Annotated in this window: 13 protein-coding genes and 2 pseudogenes; 10 read left to right on the top strand and 5 right to left on the bottom strand. The window is 72.1% G+C overall.

Translation table 11 applies throughout. From position 1 onward, the window contains the following. From RIF68_RS08440 to RIF68_RS08425, 4 genes and pseudogenes are all read left to right on the top strand, one after another. A pseudogene (locus tag RIF68_RS08440) lies at positions 1-359 on the top strand (hypothetical protein); the annotation flags it as partial. Between the two features lie 24 nt (positions 360-383). Then, complete coding sequence (locus RIF68_RS08435) at positions 384-1811, top strand: hypothetical protein (RefSeq protein WP_309050517.1); 1428 nt, start codon at positions 384-386, stop codon at positions 1809-1811. Continuing rightward, positions 1808-3634, top strand: coding sequence for a DEAD/DEAH box helicase (locus RIF68_RS08430; protein WP_309050516.1), 1827 nt, complete (start codon positions 1808-1810; stop codon positions 3632-3634). The genes RIF68_RS08435 and RIF68_RS08430 overlap by 4 nt, the downstream gene beginning before the upstream one ends. Positions 3635-3965: 331 nt before the next feature. Continuing rightward, complete coding sequence (locus RIF68_RS08425; protein ID WP_309050515.1) at positions 3966-5276, top strand: DNA (cytosine-5-)-methyltransferase; 1311 nt, start codon at positions 3966-3968, stop codon at positions 5274-5276. Here the strand turns inward: RIF68_RS08425 and RIF68_RS08420 are convergent. From RIF68_RS08420 to RIF68_RS08410, 3 genes are all read right to left on the bottom strand, one after another. Beyond that, the gene (locus RIF68_RS08420) at positions 5199-5669 is read right to left on the bottom strand and encodes a very short patch repair endonuclease (protein WP_309050514.1); all 471 of its coding nucleotides are present in this window, start codon (positions 5667-5669) and stop codon (positions 5199-5201) included. The genes RIF68_RS08425 and RIF68_RS08420 overlap by 78 nt on opposite strands. Next, the gene (locus RIF68_RS08415) at positions 5666-6562 is read right to left on the bottom strand and encodes an HNH endonuclease (protein ID WP_309050513.1); all 897 of its coding nucleotides are present in this window, start codon (positions 6560-6562) and stop codon (positions 5666-5668) included. The genes RIF68_RS08420 and RIF68_RS08415 overlap by 4 nt, the downstream gene beginning before the upstream one ends. 85 nt (positions 6563-6647) lie before the next feature. Next, positions 6648-7652 carry an SEC-C domain-containing protein gene (locus RIF68_RS08410; protein WP_309050512.1) on the bottom strand — a complete coding sequence of 335 codons (1005 nt, stop codon included), beginning with the start codon at positions 7650-7652 and terminating at the stop codon, positions 6648-6650. Between the two features lie 169 nt (positions 7653-7821). Here RIF68_RS08410 and RIF68_RS08405 point away from each other — a divergent pair, with 169 nt between their 5' ends. From RIF68_RS08405 to RIF68_RS08390, 4 genes are all read left to right on the top strand, one after another. Then, entirely contained in the window at positions 7822-8115 is a 294-nt protein-coding gene (locus tag RIF68_RS08405) for a DUF6412 domain-containing protein (protein ID WP_309050511.1), read from the top strand. Between the two features lie 178 nt (positions 8116-8293). Next, positions 8294-9049 carry a membrane protein insertase YidC gene (locus RIF68_RS08400; RefSeq protein WP_309050510.1) on the top strand — a complete coding sequence of 252 codons (756 nt, stop codon included), beginning with the start codon at positions 8294-8296 and terminating at the stop codon, positions 9047-9049. A gap of 139 nt (positions 9050-9188) precedes the next feature. Continuing rightward, positions 9189-10046 carry a fumarylacetoacetate hydrolase family protein gene (locus RIF68_RS08395; RefSeq protein ID WP_309050509.1) on the top strand — a complete coding sequence of 286 codons (858 nt, stop codon included), beginning with the start codon at positions 9189-9191 and terminating at the stop codon, positions 10044-10046. 156 nt (positions 10047-10202) lie between these two features. Further along, positions 10203-11762 carry a choice-of-anchor A family protein gene (locus tag RIF68_RS08390; protein WP_309050508.1) on the top strand — a complete coding sequence of 520 codons (1560 nt, stop codon included), beginning with the start codon at positions 10203-10205 and terminating at the stop codon, positions 11760-11762. Here the strand turns inward: RIF68_RS08390 and RIF68_RS08385 are convergent. Both RIF68_RS08385 and RIF68_RS08380 read right to left on the bottom strand, forming a co-directional pair. Further along, entirely contained in the window at positions 11728-12225 is a 498-nt protein-coding gene (locus RIF68_RS08385; protein WP_309050507.1) for a heme-degrading domain-containing protein, read from the bottom strand. The two genes, RIF68_RS08390 and RIF68_RS08385, sit on opposite strands and share 35 nt — an antisense overlap. Continuing rightward, positions 12222-13349, bottom strand: a complete 1128-nt coding sequence (locus RIF68_RS08380; protein ID WP_309050506.1) for a Gfo/Idh/MocA family oxidoreductase — start codon at positions 13347-13349, stop codon at positions 12222-12224. Before RIF68_RS08380 ends, RIF68_RS08385 begins: the two co-directional genes overlap by 4 nt. 56 nt (positions 13350-13405) lie before the next feature. Here RIF68_RS08380 and RIF68_RS08375 point away from each other — a divergent pair, with 56 nt between their 5' ends. Both RIF68_RS08375 and RIF68_RS08370 read left to right on the top strand, forming a co-directional pair. Continuing rightward, positions 13406-14506, top strand: coding sequence for an ROK family transcriptional regulator (locus RIF68_RS08375; protein ID WP_309050505.1), 1101 nt, complete (start codon positions 13406-13408; stop codon positions 14504-14506). Between the two features lie 127 nt (positions 14507-14633). Beyond that, positions 14634-15229 (top strand): annotated as a pseudogene (locus tag RIF68_RS08370) (hypothetical protein); the annotation flags it as partial.

Raw genomic sequence — 15229 nt, 5'->3', positions numbered from 1 at the left:
GTTTTCTCTGCCGGTCCTGCGGTATCGGTGCGGGCGAGTCGTTCGGTGACGGCGGTCAGGACGCCCAGCTCGATGTCGCCAGGCGGCAGGTCGTGCTGCCGGACGGGACGAAGGAGACCCAGCTCGTCACCGAGTGCAACAGGTGCCGGGTGGGGGGGCGTGCGCGCCAGGTGGACCTGTCCCGGATGCTCAGCAGCCTGGAGGGGTTCACCCCGCTGGAGCGGGATGTGTTCCGCGGCTGGCTGAAGGCCGACCGCCGTGACCCCAGCCCGCTGGAGCGGCTCTGGGGCGAATACCGCACCCTGCCCGAGGAGGCCCGCGACACCGTGCGGGACGCTGTGCAGGACATGGACAAGTAGCCGACGAGGGGACGCAGTAAGCCGATGAAGCAGGAATTCCCGCCTCCGCCGAACGCCGCCGAGTTCAGTGAGATGGTCAAGAGGCGTCTTGACGACGTCAGGAACGCCGGCGGCACCCGTGAGACCGTGACCGTGGACTGGAACGGCCAGCCGCTGCACTGCGAGGTGATCGACTGCCCGATCAGCTCCGTTTTCTATAACCCCGGGACCCACCGCATCCGGGCCCAGCGCAGCCACAACCCGGCCAAGGACGCCGCCCTGGAAGCGGATCCGTGGTCGGGAGGCAGCCAGGAGTACCTGCAGTTTCTCCTCCAGGCTGACCCGGCCGACCCCAACCGGCGGGACCCGGACTTCGACAAGCTCAAGGAGAGCCTGGAGCAGTTCGGTCAGAACGATCCCGGTCTGATCACCCACCACGGCATCCTCGTCAACGGCAACACGCGTACGGCGGCGCTCCGCGAGCTGGGCCGGCAGACGATGCGGGTTGGTGTACTGCCGGAGTCCTTCACCTGGGACGACATCAACGCTGTGGAGCTGGCGCTGCAGCTGCGCCGCGACCACCGGCGGGACTACTCGTATATCAACCGCCTGCTCGCCATGGAGGAGCAGGCAGGCCTGGGCCGCACCCCTGAAGCGATCGCAAAGGACTTCCGCATCCGGCCGTCCACCTACCACCAGGAGCGGTGGATCCTCAGCACGATCCGTGAGCAGATCTCCCGGAGCGGGAACGGCGATGGCGCCGGCCTGCGCCTGGTTGACTTCGAGGACCACCAGGAGAAGCTCAAGGAGCTGCACCGCGCGTACGAGAAGCTGGCGGCGGTCGACCCGGACCGGGCAGACGTGCTGAAGGAACTCCGCATGGCCGCGATCGTCATGGGCTTCGCCAAGACGGACGTGCGGCACATCGATGAGAGCTTCCGCGACCGGTACCTGTCGCGGACGATGCATCCGTCCTTCAGCGAGCCGGCCGGCCAGCAGGCCGTCGTCTCCATTCCCGGCCTGGGGGGCGTGACCCTTCCCGGTGCCTCCTCGGAGGTGTCTGCCGCGCGTGCCCTCACCGACAAGGTGCTGCGCGCGAAGGCGGTCGCCGTGGCTTCCAGCGAGGTGGCCTCGGAACAGGACAGGAAGCAGGCGCACGACGTCTTCCAGGAGGCGCGGGAAGCCTTCGACCAGGCGATCGACGCCGCCGGCCGTGATGCCCGGCTGAAGAAGCGCAAGCAGATGGCGCCGGCCCGCATCGCGGACGCCTGCGCCGACATCGACCAGAGCGTCGTGGAGCTCGTCCAGGCGCGTGCCTCGCGCAGCCTCGATGAGGAAGCCCTCGACGAGGCCGTTCTGAAGCTCCGCGAAAGCCTGCGCAAGCTCGCCCAGCAGGCGGGCCGGGGCACCACCACTCCTGGTGACGGTGTGGCCTGGCTGATCGAGGCCGTCGCCCTGGAGACGTCCGGATGAGCACGGCCACCACTGGGGCGTCTCTGCGTCTCGATTTCGATGACACGCGTACCAAGGTGGTTCTCCGGACGACGGAGAACCACCAGGAAGACCTTGTCCAGCTGGCTGCCCGGTTCCGTTCGGGCGGCCAGCTCGGCCCCCTGGCCGCCTCCGTAGAACTCAACGACCTGCTGGCTGGGCTCGGCGCGCTCTCCACCTGGCCGGATGCCTCCGGAGTCGAGTGGGCGCCGGAGCTCCAGGACCTGGTCGTGGGAGTCCTCCAGGACGCCCAGGCGGTCAAGCAGCGCCTGGACGCCCACGAGCACACGGGCGAGGTCTCCCCCGACGACGTTCCCTTCCTCTTGGGCGAGGAGTGGAAAGCCGACCTCAGTGACTTCCAGCTCCGCGATGTCGCCAAGCTGCTGTCACTGCAGCACGGTGCCAACTTCAGCGTTCCCGGCGCCGGCAAGACACGCGTGGGCCTGGCCGTGTACGGCAGCCAGAAGGCACAGGGAAAGGTCAGCCGCCTGCTCATCGTCTGCCCGAAGTCGGCCTACGAGTCGTGGCAGTACGAGAGCGCCGTCTGCTTCCGCCACGCGCTGCGGACGGACATCCTCGGCCGGTCGTACGACCAGTGGGCCGAGGTGCTGATCGTGAACTATGAGCGTCTGGACCGAGCCCTCCCGACGCTGGCCGCCTGGCTGAAGGCCGGCCCCGCCATGATCATCCTGGATGAGGCGCACCGCATGAAGCTCGGCGCACGCGGCACGTACGGCGCGGCCTGTATGGCGCTCGGCCCCCTCGCCCGGCGCCGGCTGATCCTCACCGGTACTCCGGCGCCCAACGGTGCCAAGGACCTGGAGAACCTGCTCGGCTTCGTGTGGCCCGGCCACGGCCAGCGGACCGTCACCCAGGCCGTCGCGGGCGGCGACCTGGCCCACGCCAGCACCGTCCTGCGGCCGCTGTTCACCCGGACTACCAAGCAGGAACTCGGCCTCCCGCCGATGTCTCTCCACACGCGCTTCGTCGACATGCCGCCCCTGCACGAGGAGATCTACACAGCCCTTGTCGGTGGGGAGGCGAGCGGTGCCGCCCGCGAGGATCTGAGCGCCCTGGGCAGGACGGCTCTGCGGCTGCTGATGGCCGCGGTGTGCCCCGCGCTGCTCACCGAGGGGGCGAACAGGTACGACCCGCTCGCCTACCAGCTGCCGCCCCTGCAGGTGCAGCAGGGAAGCTCTCTGTACTCCCTCATGCAGAATCTCCCGGACCACGAACTGTCTCCGAAGTACCAGGAAGCTGCGCTCATCGTCGCCGAGAACGCGGAGAAGGGGCGGAAGACGCTCGTCTGGACGACTTTTGTCCGGAGCCTTGCAACACTGGAGAAGCTCCTGGCGAAATTCGGCCCGGCGGTCGTCTACGGCGGAACCCCCGACAGGGAGGAACAGATCCGCCGGTTCCGCGAAGACCCGGACTGTATGGTCCTGATCTCCAACCCCGCCACTCTGGGTGAGGGAATCAGCCTGCACCAGGTGTGTCACGACGCCGTGTACGTGGACCGTGATTTCATGGCCGGCCGGTTCCTGCAGAGCATGGACCGGATTCACCGCCTGGGCCTCTCTCCGGACACCGAAACCCGTGCGACCGTCCTCGTTTCCCGCAACACCATTGATGAAGTGGTGATGACGCGCCTGGAGCAGAAGCTGGAATTCATGGGGCGTATTCTTGACGACCCCTCGGTCCAGCAGCTCGCGGATCTGGAAGAGGAGCCCGCGGTGGCCGCCGGCCTGGCGCCGGGCGACATGGCTGCCCTGCTGAGCCACATGGGAGTGCCGGCGAGACGGTGACACCGGCGTCGCGGCGGGGGCTCTCCGGCGGATGCGGCGAGGGTCCCGGCCAGTGTGTGTGGGAAGAGGGACGTGCGGCGCGTGAAGTCTGTGTGGCGCCTCACAGATACCTCCAGGGTTCCGCTGCCTGTCTGAGGCGGGCCAGGGGGCGCGGGACCCGGCGCTGTGACCCAGCCACGGGGTGCAAGCCTGGCGCATCAGACCTCAGGGGAGAAGGCGTCTGGAGGGCCGGCCGTGAGACCGGTCTCTCCTGGCCTGAGTCGTGAGTCTCCCGCTGTCACTGACAGATGCGACACTTGCGTGTCTGCAGTCAGTACCACAGGAGGCGTCGATGAGCCCGAGCGGAGAGCCCTTGATCTCCATCGAGATTTGCGCGGGAGCGGGGGGCCAGGCGATCGGCCTTCATCGCGCTGGTTTCCGGCATGTCGGACTCGTTGAGATTGACCCTCACGCAGTAATGACTCTCAGAAGGAACATCGCCGAGCGCAGCGGTTGGGAGTGGGAGAGAAAGAACTGTGACGTCATCAGCGGTGACGTGAAGGAGTTCAACCCATTTTCTGACCTCAAGAAGTGGGAGGGCGGCCCCCTGGAGCCGAGGAGGCTCGACCTTCTTGCCGGAGGAGTTCCCTGCCCCCCCTTCTCCCATGCTGGAAAGCAGCTGGGCAAGGACGATGAACGGGATCTTTTCCCGGCTATGCTGAAGCTGGTGCGCGATCTTCAGCCTAAGGCCGTGATGATTGAGAACGTGCGCGGAATCATGGACGCGAAGTTCGCCGAATACCGCACGTGGATTAAGTCGGAACTTCTGCGGGCGGGCGGCGAAGGGGACGGGGCAGGGTACGAGGTCGTAGACTGGGAAGTTCTGGAGGCGAGTAACTTCGGCGTTCCGCAGCTTCGGCCCCGCGCCATTCTGGTTGCCTTCCGCAAGGATGTCCTTGTTGGCCGGAAGTTTTCTATGCCCCGTCCCAATACGGTCGAGCGGAAAGTCACGGTCCTGGATGCGCTCGAGAAGTCCATGGAGGAGCGGTATGCGCCGTTTTTTGAGGGGGACCGGGCCAAGGAAGCGAAGGACGCTTACACCGCATGGCACGCCGCCGCGAAAAACCGGGCGGACCTGAGGATCGACGGCAGCAGCGGCATCGCGCCCACTCTCGTCGGTGGTTCCAGGAAGCACGGTGGCGCGGACCTCGGGCCCAGCCGGGCCAAGGCTGCCTGGCGGGCGCTCGGTGTCTCGGGTCTGGGGGTGGCCAACGACCCCGATGTATGCAAGGAAAAGAACACCGCCGACCGCGACCTCTTCGGGCCGGACGGCCCCATGCTCACCGTGGGCCAGGCCGCGATCATCCAGGGATTCCCGGAGGAGTGGGAGTTCGCCGGCGGCAAGACGGCCCGGTACCGGCAGGTCGGGAACGCGTTTCCCCCGCCCGTGGCACACGCGGTCGGCGAGGAGATCGCCAACCTGCTGCGGGCCGCGAAGGAACGGGGCGAGACGCCAGTGGGGCGTGAGGCCGGGCCGGCCGCAGCAGATACCCGGCCCGGGGCGGAGAAGCCGGGGGAGGCCGGGTCACAGTCCGACGGAACCCTCTTCGTCCTTTCTCCGGCCACGGACCGCAGTAACGATCGTGAGGGCGCAGGCGTCTGACTCCTCGTGCTCCCAGAAGCGCAGGACGAGCCACCCCGCCTCCCTGAGGCGCTGGTCGGTGTCACGGTCGCGGGCCATGTTGCCCGCGACCTTTTCCGACCAGTAGCCGGGATTCGTCTTGGGTGGCACGTAGTGCTCGGGGCAGCCGTGCCAGTAGCAGCCGTCGATGAAGACGGCCACCTTCACCGGCCGGAAGACCATGTCGGCCGTTCTGCGGAGATTGGGCAACGGCTTGGCCGCCACCCGGTACCGGAGCCCTTGAGCGTGGACGAGCCGGCGGATCCGCTGCTCCGGGCCGGTATCCCTGCTGCGGATCGCCTGCATGTTCCGGCGCCGTGCCGCGGACGACGCCCATGAGCCCTCCGGCGGTACCCAGACCTCAGAACCGTTCACACGCCCTCTTCCGCCGTGCCTGCAGACCGCTCTGCTTCTTCCACTTTCATGCGGCGGGCACGCTTGCGGGCCCGCTCCAGCGCGGCGATCGCGGATTTGGGGCCTCCGGGAGGCCAGGGCTCCGATCGCTCCAGCCGGTAGAACGAGAGCGAGCGGGGTCCCTCTTTGCGCTTGGAGTTCCGGATCTTCCATCCCAGGGCCCGCAGTTCGCGCAGCCGTTTCGTCGGATCGCCGTGGTTCTCTTCCCTGGCCACGAGTGCGATCAGCTCTCTCGGAACGTCCTGCCCCGCCATTGCCTTGAGCAGTTCGCCAATCCTGAGGTGTACATCGGGCAGGCCGAGGGAGTTCCGCAGCGCCTCGCTGTTCTCTTCGTGATCGGCGAACAGGGCCTGTTTGGCGTGGTTGTCCTCTTCGCAGAGGGGCTGGAGGTTCTCCGGGTCGTTCGTGCCCCCGAGTTCCAGCGGAACCTTGTGGTCGATGACCAGCTTCACGTGGTCGTCCTTAGGCGTCCGCCCGCAGGCCGCGCAGCGGTTGCCGTAGGTGTGGAACGTCAGCGCGCGGTCGGAGGCTCTTATGGACTTCCGTGCCGTCCGCTGGTCCGCGTCGGGCTGCCACCCCCGCAAGGCGTACGTGAACCTCTGAGGCCGGCCCGGGTTCCGTTCCGCGGGGACCCGGAAGTAGGTCCGCAGGGAACGCAGGCGCCGGTCCAGCTGCAGGTTCGCCTTCCCGGTCAGCACGGCCACGCGTTCCCTGACCTCTGCCATCGTGAGCGGGGTTTCCCCCGCCTCATACAGCACCCGGTAGACCGCCCGGGTCTCCGCCTCGGAGATCAGGCTGACCAGTTCGGGGCTGTCTGGCAGGGGCAGCGGGCGCGGGGCGGCGTCGGAAGTCATGACGTTCCACAGGAATGGGAGCGGGCGGGCACCTTCATCATGACCCGGCGCTCCTAGGCCCCCGACGGGACCCCCAGACCTCCGGCTACTCCGCCCCGTGGCACTTCCCGTACGTCTCCGCCGACCCGCACCAGCAGGCCGCGCCGCGGGGCGGGGGCCAGGGGGTGGCGCGGCCGCGGGCGGCCAGGGTGGTGGCGTACTGGGGGAGGAGGTCGGCGTTGGCGGGGGAGGAGGCCTCGGAGGCGGCGAAGGCCTCGTAGGAGGGGACGGTCGCCGGGACGATGCCGAGGTTCGGGGTGCCGGCCTGGGCGAGTTCGCGGAGGGAGGCCTCGATGTCGGTGAGGTGGGCGCGGTACGTCGGGTACTCGGCCTCCAGTTCCGGGTAGGCCGCGAGGAGCTCGTCGAGTTCGGGCTCCGGCCAGTGGAGGACGGCGACCGGGAAGGGGCGGGAGAGGGCCGTGCGGTAGGTGCCCAGCTCCGAGCGGAGGCGGGTGATCTCGGCCTGCAGCTCGGCCGGGTCCGAGGAGCCGAGCGACCACAGGCGCTTCGGGTCGTGCAGCTCGTCCAGCGGGACCTCGGCCGTGTGGAGGCGGTCCGCCACGTCGTCCCAGCCGTCGTGGGGGAGGGCCAGCATGCGGCGCACGCGGTGGCGGGTGGTGAGCAGGGACCGGGTGGCGTGCGGGAGGTCCTCCGCGGCGGGGCCGGCAGCGAGGAGGCCGGCCGCCTCCGTGAGCGTGGCCTGCGCCGCCTCCAGCTCGTCGTGGGCCTCCAGCGTCTCCGCCGCGATCTCCCACGGCGCCGCGTCCGAGGGCTTCTCCCGGCGCAGGCCGTCGATGATCGCGCGGGCCTCCGCCTCGTGGCCGTACTCCCACAGGTTCGCCGCCTTCAGCGCCCTGATCAGGTGCGGCTGCGCGGGCGTGCCGGTGAGGAGGGAGTCGTAGAGCGTCGACGCGCGCGGGCGGTCGCCCGCCAGCTCCAGGTGGGCCGCGGCCTGGAGCAGCAGGGGCTCGCGGTCGCCGGGGTACTGCGTGGCTACGCGCAGCAGGCGCTCGGCTTCGGTGATGTGGGCTGCAGGCGTGTCGGGGCGCATGCCCACCACCGTACTGCTGTACGGGCCGCGAGAGTTGGCGCCCCCGCGGATGGGGCGTCCGGCGGGCGGGGAGGGCGCGCTCCCGTGGGAACTTCCGGCCGCCGTCGCGCGTCCACAGAGGCAGAGGGCCACGCGAGCCGGCCCGCGGGACGACCAGGGGGTGGGGGACATGGCGGGGAGTGCGCTCCTGCGCGTCGCCGCGCCGCTGTTCTGTCTCCTCGCCCTCGCCGAGCTGCTCCTCTCCGACGGGGCCGCGCTCTCCACCGCCGTCGCCCTCGCAGCGACCGCCGTCCTCTGCGCGCTCACCGGGGCCCGTACGGCTCCCGCCGTACCGCCGACCCGGATCCGTACCGTCCTGCGCGACCGCGCGCGCCGCACCGCCTTCCTGCCCCAGCGTGATCCCGACGCCGCGGGCCGGCGCAGACCCCGGGCTCCCGGCCGTCCCCTCCCGACGGCCGCGTAGGGAGCCCGCCGCAGGGGCCGTCCGGACACCGGAAAGCCCTGGTGCATCCGGAAACTCCATGATCCGGTGATCTCGCGATCCCGAGGTCCTCCCCGGCCCCCGCAGGGGCTCACGCGGAACCGTCATGCCGAGAACCGCTCCTCGCCCGGCACGACGAGATCCCACGGAGGGCTTCTCCATGTCCGCGTTCCTCGATGTCTTCGCCACCCTCGTCCAGCGGCTCGCCGAGCTGCTCCAGCCCCTCTTCGCCTCCACCGCCACCGCCGCCGCGATCGTCCTCCTCACCGCGCTCGTGCGGCTCGCCGTCCACCCGCTCTCCCGCGCCGCCGCCCGCGGCCAGCAGGCCCGCACCCGGATCGCCCCGCAGCTCGCCGCCCTCCGCAAGCGGTACGCCAAGAACCCGGAGCGCCTGAAGAAGGCGGTCATGGAGCTGCACGCGAAGGAGAAGGTGTCGCCCTTCGCCGGCATCCTGCCGAGCCTGTTCCAGGCGCCCGCCTTCCTCCTCATGTACCACCTGTTCGCCGGGGACCGGATGGCCGGGCACACCCTCCTCGCCGCCCCGCTCGGCGACAGCTGGACCGACGCCCTCGCCCACGGTGGTCCCTTCGGCCCGGCCGGGCGGGTCCACCTCGCCGTCCTCGCGGTCACCGCCGCCGTCGCCGTCGTCAACTACCGCCGCACGAAGCGGCAGCTCGCCGAGCAGCCGCTCGACCTGGGGCAGCCCACGCCCGGCGCCGACACCGTCGCCAAGGTGATGCCGCTGCTCTCCTTCGCCACGCTCGTCACGGTCGCCGTCGTCCCGCTCGCCGCCGCCCTCTACGTCCTCACCAGCACCGCCTGGACCGTCGCGGAACGGGCCTTCCTCTTCCGCGCGGAAAGTGGCTCCGGCTCCCGCCCCACACCGGCCCCGGACGGCCCGGCTACTCGCGCGTAAGGGTCCAGGGTGTGAACGGGGTCTTGCCGAGTGACCCGTTCTCTTGGAGGATCGGCCAATCCTCCGATGGCCGCACTCCATCGGCCGGGGCACCTCGGGGCCCGCCTCCCGGGCCCACCTCGACCACAAGGAGAAGACCATGAAGCTGCTGCGTGTCGGCCCGGCGGGGGCCGAGCGTCCCGCCCTGCTCGACCGGGAGGGAACCCTCCGCGACCTGTCCGCCCTCGTCGACGACATCGACGGCAGTCTGCTCGCGGACGCCTCCGCGCTCGACCGGATACGGGCCGCCGCCGGCGCCGGAGTGCTGCCCGCGCTCGACGCGACCGGCCTGCGGATCGGCCCGCCGGTCGGCCGGATCGGCAAGGTCGTGTGCATCGGGCTGAACTACCACGGGCACGCCGCCGAGACCGGCCAGGCCACTCCGGCCGAGCCGGTCGTCTTCCTCAAGGCCGCCGACACCGTCGTCGGCCCGGACGACACGGTCCTCGTCCCGCGCGGCTCCCTCAAGACCGACTGGGAGGTCGAGCTGGCGATCGTCATCGGCCGCACCGCCCGCTACCTGGAGACCGACGAGCAGGCCCTCGCGCACATCGCCGGATACGCGGTCGCCCACGACGTCTCCGAGCGCGAGTTCCAGATCGAGCGCGGCGGCACCTGGGACAAGGGCAAGAACTGTGAGACCTTCAACCCGCTCGGCCCCTGGCTCGTGACCGCCGACGAGGTGCCCGACCCGCAGGCGCTCGGGCTGCGCCTGTGGGTCAACGGCGAGCTCAAGCAGGACGGCCATACCTCCGACCAGATCTTCCCGGTGGCGGAAGTGGTCCGGTACGTGAGCCGGTTCATGACCCTCCACCCCGGCGACGTCATCAACACCGGTACGCCGGCGGGCGTCGCCATGGGGCAGCCGGAGCCCAAGCCGTACCTGCGGCCGGGCGATGTGGTGGAGCTGGAGGTCGACGGCCTCGGCCGCCAGCGCCAGGAGCTCAAGAGCGCCTGAGGGTCCCGGGTGCGGCGGCTGGACGCGACCGTGCGTCCTCCGCCGGCCGGGCGTTCGCCCGTACGGCCGGACGGCTCGCCGACCGGCGCGCGGAATCGGTGCGCACCTCACGCGAGGCTCCGTTCGTTTTGTCCTTTCTTCTGCATATTGCGATGTATGGATAGAACGAAGACCGTACGGGGAGGGCGGCGGGCCCTCCGCCGTACGACCGTCTCCGCCGCCCTCGCCGTGGCCGGGGCCGCCGCCCTCGTCGGAACCCTCGCCGCCCCCGGGGCGGCCGATCCGCTGCCGGGCGGGCTCGGGCCGTGCAAGCCGGGCCACTGCCCCTCCGCGTACCCCGACGTCAACAACGGCCGGATCGACCACCGCGACAACAACATCAACGTCTTCGTCGGCGGCGACTTCCGCGTGCGCGAGGCGGCGGCGGAGGCCGAGGGGAAGGTCGTCGTCCTCGGCGACTTCGACCAGAGGAAGCGGGCCGGCGCGTCCGCCGTCTACAACGTCGGCGTCGCCGGCGTCGGCTCCCGCGTCCCGCCCGACGACGGCGGCGACTTCCTCACCGTCGGCAGGAACCTCACGGTGGCCGGCGGGCAGCGGCTGCTCGCCGAGGAGGGCGCGGTCCACGGCGTCGTACGGTACGGGGGCACCCTCGCGGGCACCGTCGCGCCGGCCCCGGTCCAGGACGCGACCGCCGCCGGACCGTACACCGACCTGCGGGACCGGCTCACCGCGGCCAGCCGGTGCTACGCGTACGTCGACGGCCGCTCCCGCCCGGCCACCGGCACCGCCGTCAACAACGACTACGAGACCCTCTTCACCGGTGACGGCACTTCGGCGCTCCAGGTCTTCACCGTCGACTTCGACCTGGAGTCGGCGCGCGGCGGTCAGCAGGGCATCCGGTTCGACCGGATCCCGGCCGGGGCGACGGTGCTGGTCAACGTGCTCGGCGCGGACCGGACCGTCGACTCGTTCATCGGCGGGCTGCCGTACGGCCTGCGTGAACGCGTGCTGTGGAACTTCCCGGACGCGACGAAGGTGACGTTCGAGGGCACGGCCCAGTTCGCGGGCAGCGTGCTCATCGGCGACCAGGCCAGTGCCACGACCGTGACCATGCCCGGCATGAACGGCCGCTTCTTCACCACCGGGGACCTCACGCACGCCTCGGAGCCCGGGCGCGGCGGCGGACAGGAGCTGCACGCCTATCCGTTCAACGGCGACCTGCCCTCGTGCGAGAAGCCGGTCCCGACCCCCACCCCCACGACGACGACCCCGACGCCGGACGTCCCCACGCCGACCGAGCCGACTCCGACGACCCCGACGCCGGACGTCCCCACGCCGACCGAACCCACTCCGACGGACCCCACGCCGGACGTCCCCACGCCGACCGAGCCGACCCCGACGGACCCCACGCCGGACGTCCCCACGCCGACCGAGCCGACCCCGAGTCCGACACATCCGACCCCGCCCCCGAGTCCGACCGATCCGACCGGCGGCGGCACGACCGGCGGGGGCTCCACCGGCGGCGGCACCGGAGGTGACACCGGCGGCCACGGAGGTTCCACCGGCGGCGGGGGCCACCGCCCGGACGGCGAACTGCCCGACACCGGTGCCGGAGCGGGCGAGGTCGTCATGGGTGCCACCGCCCTGGGCCTGGCCCTCACCGGTGGCGTGCTCGTCGCCGTCAGCCGTCGGCGCCGGCGTCTCCGTACGAGCTGAGGAACCGTTCCAGCGCCTCGACGACCAGGGCGTGGTCCTCGGCCTGCGGCAGTCCCGAGACCGTGACCGAGCCGATCACGCCCGCGCCCTCGACCGCGACCGGGAACGAACCGCCGTGCGCGGCGTACCGGTCGGGGTCGAGGCGCGAGGACTGCTCGAACGTCGTCCCCTTGGCACGGAAACGGGCACCGACCAGGAAGGAGCTGTGGCCGTACCGCTCGACCACCCGCCGCTTCCGGTCGATCCAGGCGTCGTTGTCGGCGCTCGACCCCGGCAGCGCGCAGTGGAACAGCTGCTGCGGCCCGCGCCGGATGTCGACGGCCACGGGTGCCCGCCGCTCCCGGGCCAGCCCGACGAGCAGGCTGCCGAGCGCCCAGGCGTCCTCGTACGTGAACCGGGGAAGGACCAGGCGTGCCTCCTGGGCCTCCAGGGCCGCCACGTCCGGGAACCCGGGGGCGCTCACAGGGTCACCGTCACGCGCTCGTGGGCGGAGCGCCGTGCCGCCTCCAGGACGTCGAGCGCGGCGGCGGCCTCGTGCGCGGTGACCGGGTTGGGGCCGGTGCCGCGCAGGGCGGCGGCGACGGCCGCGTAGTACGCCGGGTAGTCGCCGGGCAGCGACTCGACCGGGGCGCCGCCGCCGGTCAGCGGGGACTCGCCGGCGCCGAGCCGGCCCCACAGCTCCTCGGGCTCGGCTCCCCAGTCCGGCGCGTCGGGGCCGGGCCGCAGCCCCTCGCGGAGGGCGGCCTCCTGGGGGTCGAGCCCGTACTTCACGAAGCCCGCCTCGCTGCCGAGGACCCGGAAGCGGGGGCCGAGCTGGGCGGTGGTGGCGCTCACGTACAGGTGGGAGCGGACGCCGTTCGCGTGGGTGACGGCGATGAAGGTGTCGTCGTCGGCCTCGGCGCCCGGGCGGCGTACGTCCGACTCGGCGTAGACGGTGACGGCCGGGCCGAAGAGGGCGAGGGCCTGGTCCACGACGTGGCTGCCGAGGTCGTACAGGAGCCCGCCGACCTCCTCCGGGGCGCCGGACTCGCGCCAGCCGCCCTTCGGCTGCGGGCGCCAGCGCTCGAACCGGGACTCGAAGCGCTGGACCTCGCCGAGGGCGTCCTCGTCCAGGAGCGCCCGCAGGGTGCGGAAGTCGCTGTCCCAGCGGCGGTTCTGGAAGACGGAGAGGAGCAGGCCGCGCTCGTCGGCGAGGGCGGCGAGGCCGCGCGCCTCGGCGGCGGTGGCGGCGAGCGGCTTGTCCACGACGACGGGAAGCCCGGCCTTGAGGGCGGCCTCGGCGAGGGGGACGTGGGTCTTGTTGGGGGAGGCGACCACGATCAGGTCCAGCGGGTCGGCGCCCTCCTCCCACAGCTCCTCGGGGCGGGCCGCCACCCGGACGCCGGGGTGGGCGGCGCGGGCGGCGGCGGCGCGCTCCGGATCGCCGGTGGTGACGGCGACGAGATCGAGGTCCGCGGAGGCGGCGATCAGCGGCGCGTGGAAGACGGAGCCCGCGAGGCCGTAGCCGACGAGGCCGACGCGGAGAGGGCGGGGACCGTGCGGGGAGTGCTCGCTCCCGGGGCCCGTGCCAGTGCCTGTACCAGTCATGCCCTCCACTTAAGCAACGCTGTTGCCAAACTGCAAGCACGGGCGACAATGGGCGCGTGAAGAAGGATCTCGGCCCGGCCGGAGCCAACCTGCCCGCGCTGCGCAGCCACAACGCGGCGCTCGTCCTCGACCTGCTCCGAACGGCGGGCGAACCGGGCATCAGCCGCCTGGAACTGGCCGACCGGACCGGCCTCACCCCGCAGGCCGTCAGCAAGATCACCGCCCGGCTGCGGGCGGAGGGACTCGTGGCGGAGGCCGGCCGGCGCGCCTCGACCGGCGGCAAGCCCCGGACCGTCCTGCGGCTCGTGCCCTCCGCCGGGTACGCCGTCGGCGTCCACCTCGACCGCGACGAGCTGACCGTCCTCCTGGCCGACCTCACCGGCGCCACCGTGGCCGAGCGCCGCCGCCCCCTGGACCTCGGGTCGGGTGCCGGGCCGGTCCTCGGCGCCGTGGAGTCGGAGGTGCGCGCCCTGCTGGACCGGGCAGCGGACACGGACGGCGCGGAGGCCGGCGGGGCTCCGGGGGCCGTGGTCGGGGTCGGGGTCGCGATGCCCGGGCCGCTGGACCACCGGGCCGGGGTGCCGGGGCGCGTGACCGGGTTCCCGGCATGGGACGGGCATCCGGTACGGGACGAACTGGCCCGGCGGCTCGGACTGCCCGTCGTCCTCGACAAGGACACCAACGCCGCCGCGCTCGGCCTCGCCCTGCGGCCCGCCGCCCCCGGTTCCTTCGCGTACGTGCACCTCGGTACGGGGCTCGGTGCCGGGCTCGTCCTCGGTGGCGCCCCCCTGCGCGGGGACCGCACCGGGGCCGGTGAGCTGGGCCACCAGACCGTCCAGCTCGACGGGCCCCCGTGCGGCTGTGGGGGCCGGGGGTGCCTGGAGGTCCTGTGTCTGGCGGCGGTGGCGCGCGGCGACCTGGGGGAGGCCGCCCGGATCCTGGGTACGGGCGCGGCCAACCTCGTACGGCTCCTGGACATCGACCAGGTGCTGCTGGGCGGGCGCGTGGTCCTCGCGGCGCCCGAGGTGTTCGCGGACGGGGTGCGGGCGGTGCTCGCCGGTCTGGGGCTCCCGGCCCCGGTCGCGGTGGCGGCCGGCCCCCGGGCCGTGGCGGAGGGTGCGGCCTGGCTCATTCTCGGTCCGATCTTCGGACAATAGGCTGATCGAGCGGACTCGGCGGGCCGTCCGGGGGTGTCGCACGGTGTCGCTCCCCGGACCGCCCCGGCGCGCCTGGCAGCGTCGCGGCCGACCCGTACGTCCGCCGAGCAGCAAAGGCGCCCGTCCCATGGCACCCGCACCCCCGAGACTGCGCAACGCCCGAGCCCTTCCGCGCCCCGGCCCCCGCCCCGGAACCCCCGCCCGGCCCCGTACCGCCGGGCTCAAGGCCCCCCTCGTCGCCCTGGCCCTGACCCTCGCGCTGCCCCTGTCCCCGGGGCTCGCCGCCGCACGTCCGGACCCGGCCCCGGCGCCACCCGCCGCCCCCGTCCTCCCCGGCGCGTCCACCGCCCCGGCCCTCCTCGAAGCCCCCGTCCTCCCCGGCGCGCCCGCCGTCCCGGCGCCGGCCGCTCCCGACTGCGGCGCGGTCGCGGGAGTCGGCTTCCCGCTCGTGTCACGACTGCACGGCGGCCCCGCCGCCTACCCGGCCGGCGGCCCGCTCCAGGACTGGAAACTCGACCTCACCAACACCACGGCCGCGCCCTGCGCCGGCATCCACCCCGTCCTCGTCCTCACCGACCGCCGGCGGGCCCTGCGGCCGGAACACATCCGGTTCGAGTTCCACGACGCCCGGGCCGACCGCTGGCATCCGGTCGCCTTCGAGGTGACCGAGGAGGCCGAGAACGTCGGCGCGTTCAGCGGGTTCCCCGGTTTCCAGGGCTTCAC

This window comes from Streptomyces sp. (assembly GCF_031178505.1).
In the GTDB taxonomy this organism is placed as follows: Bacteria; Actinomycetota; Actinomycetes; order Streptomycetales; family Streptomycetaceae; genus Streptomyces; species Streptomyces gulbargensis.
Note: the sequence above shows the minus strand (reverse complement) of the source record. Positions and strands in the feature narration are given on the sequence as shown.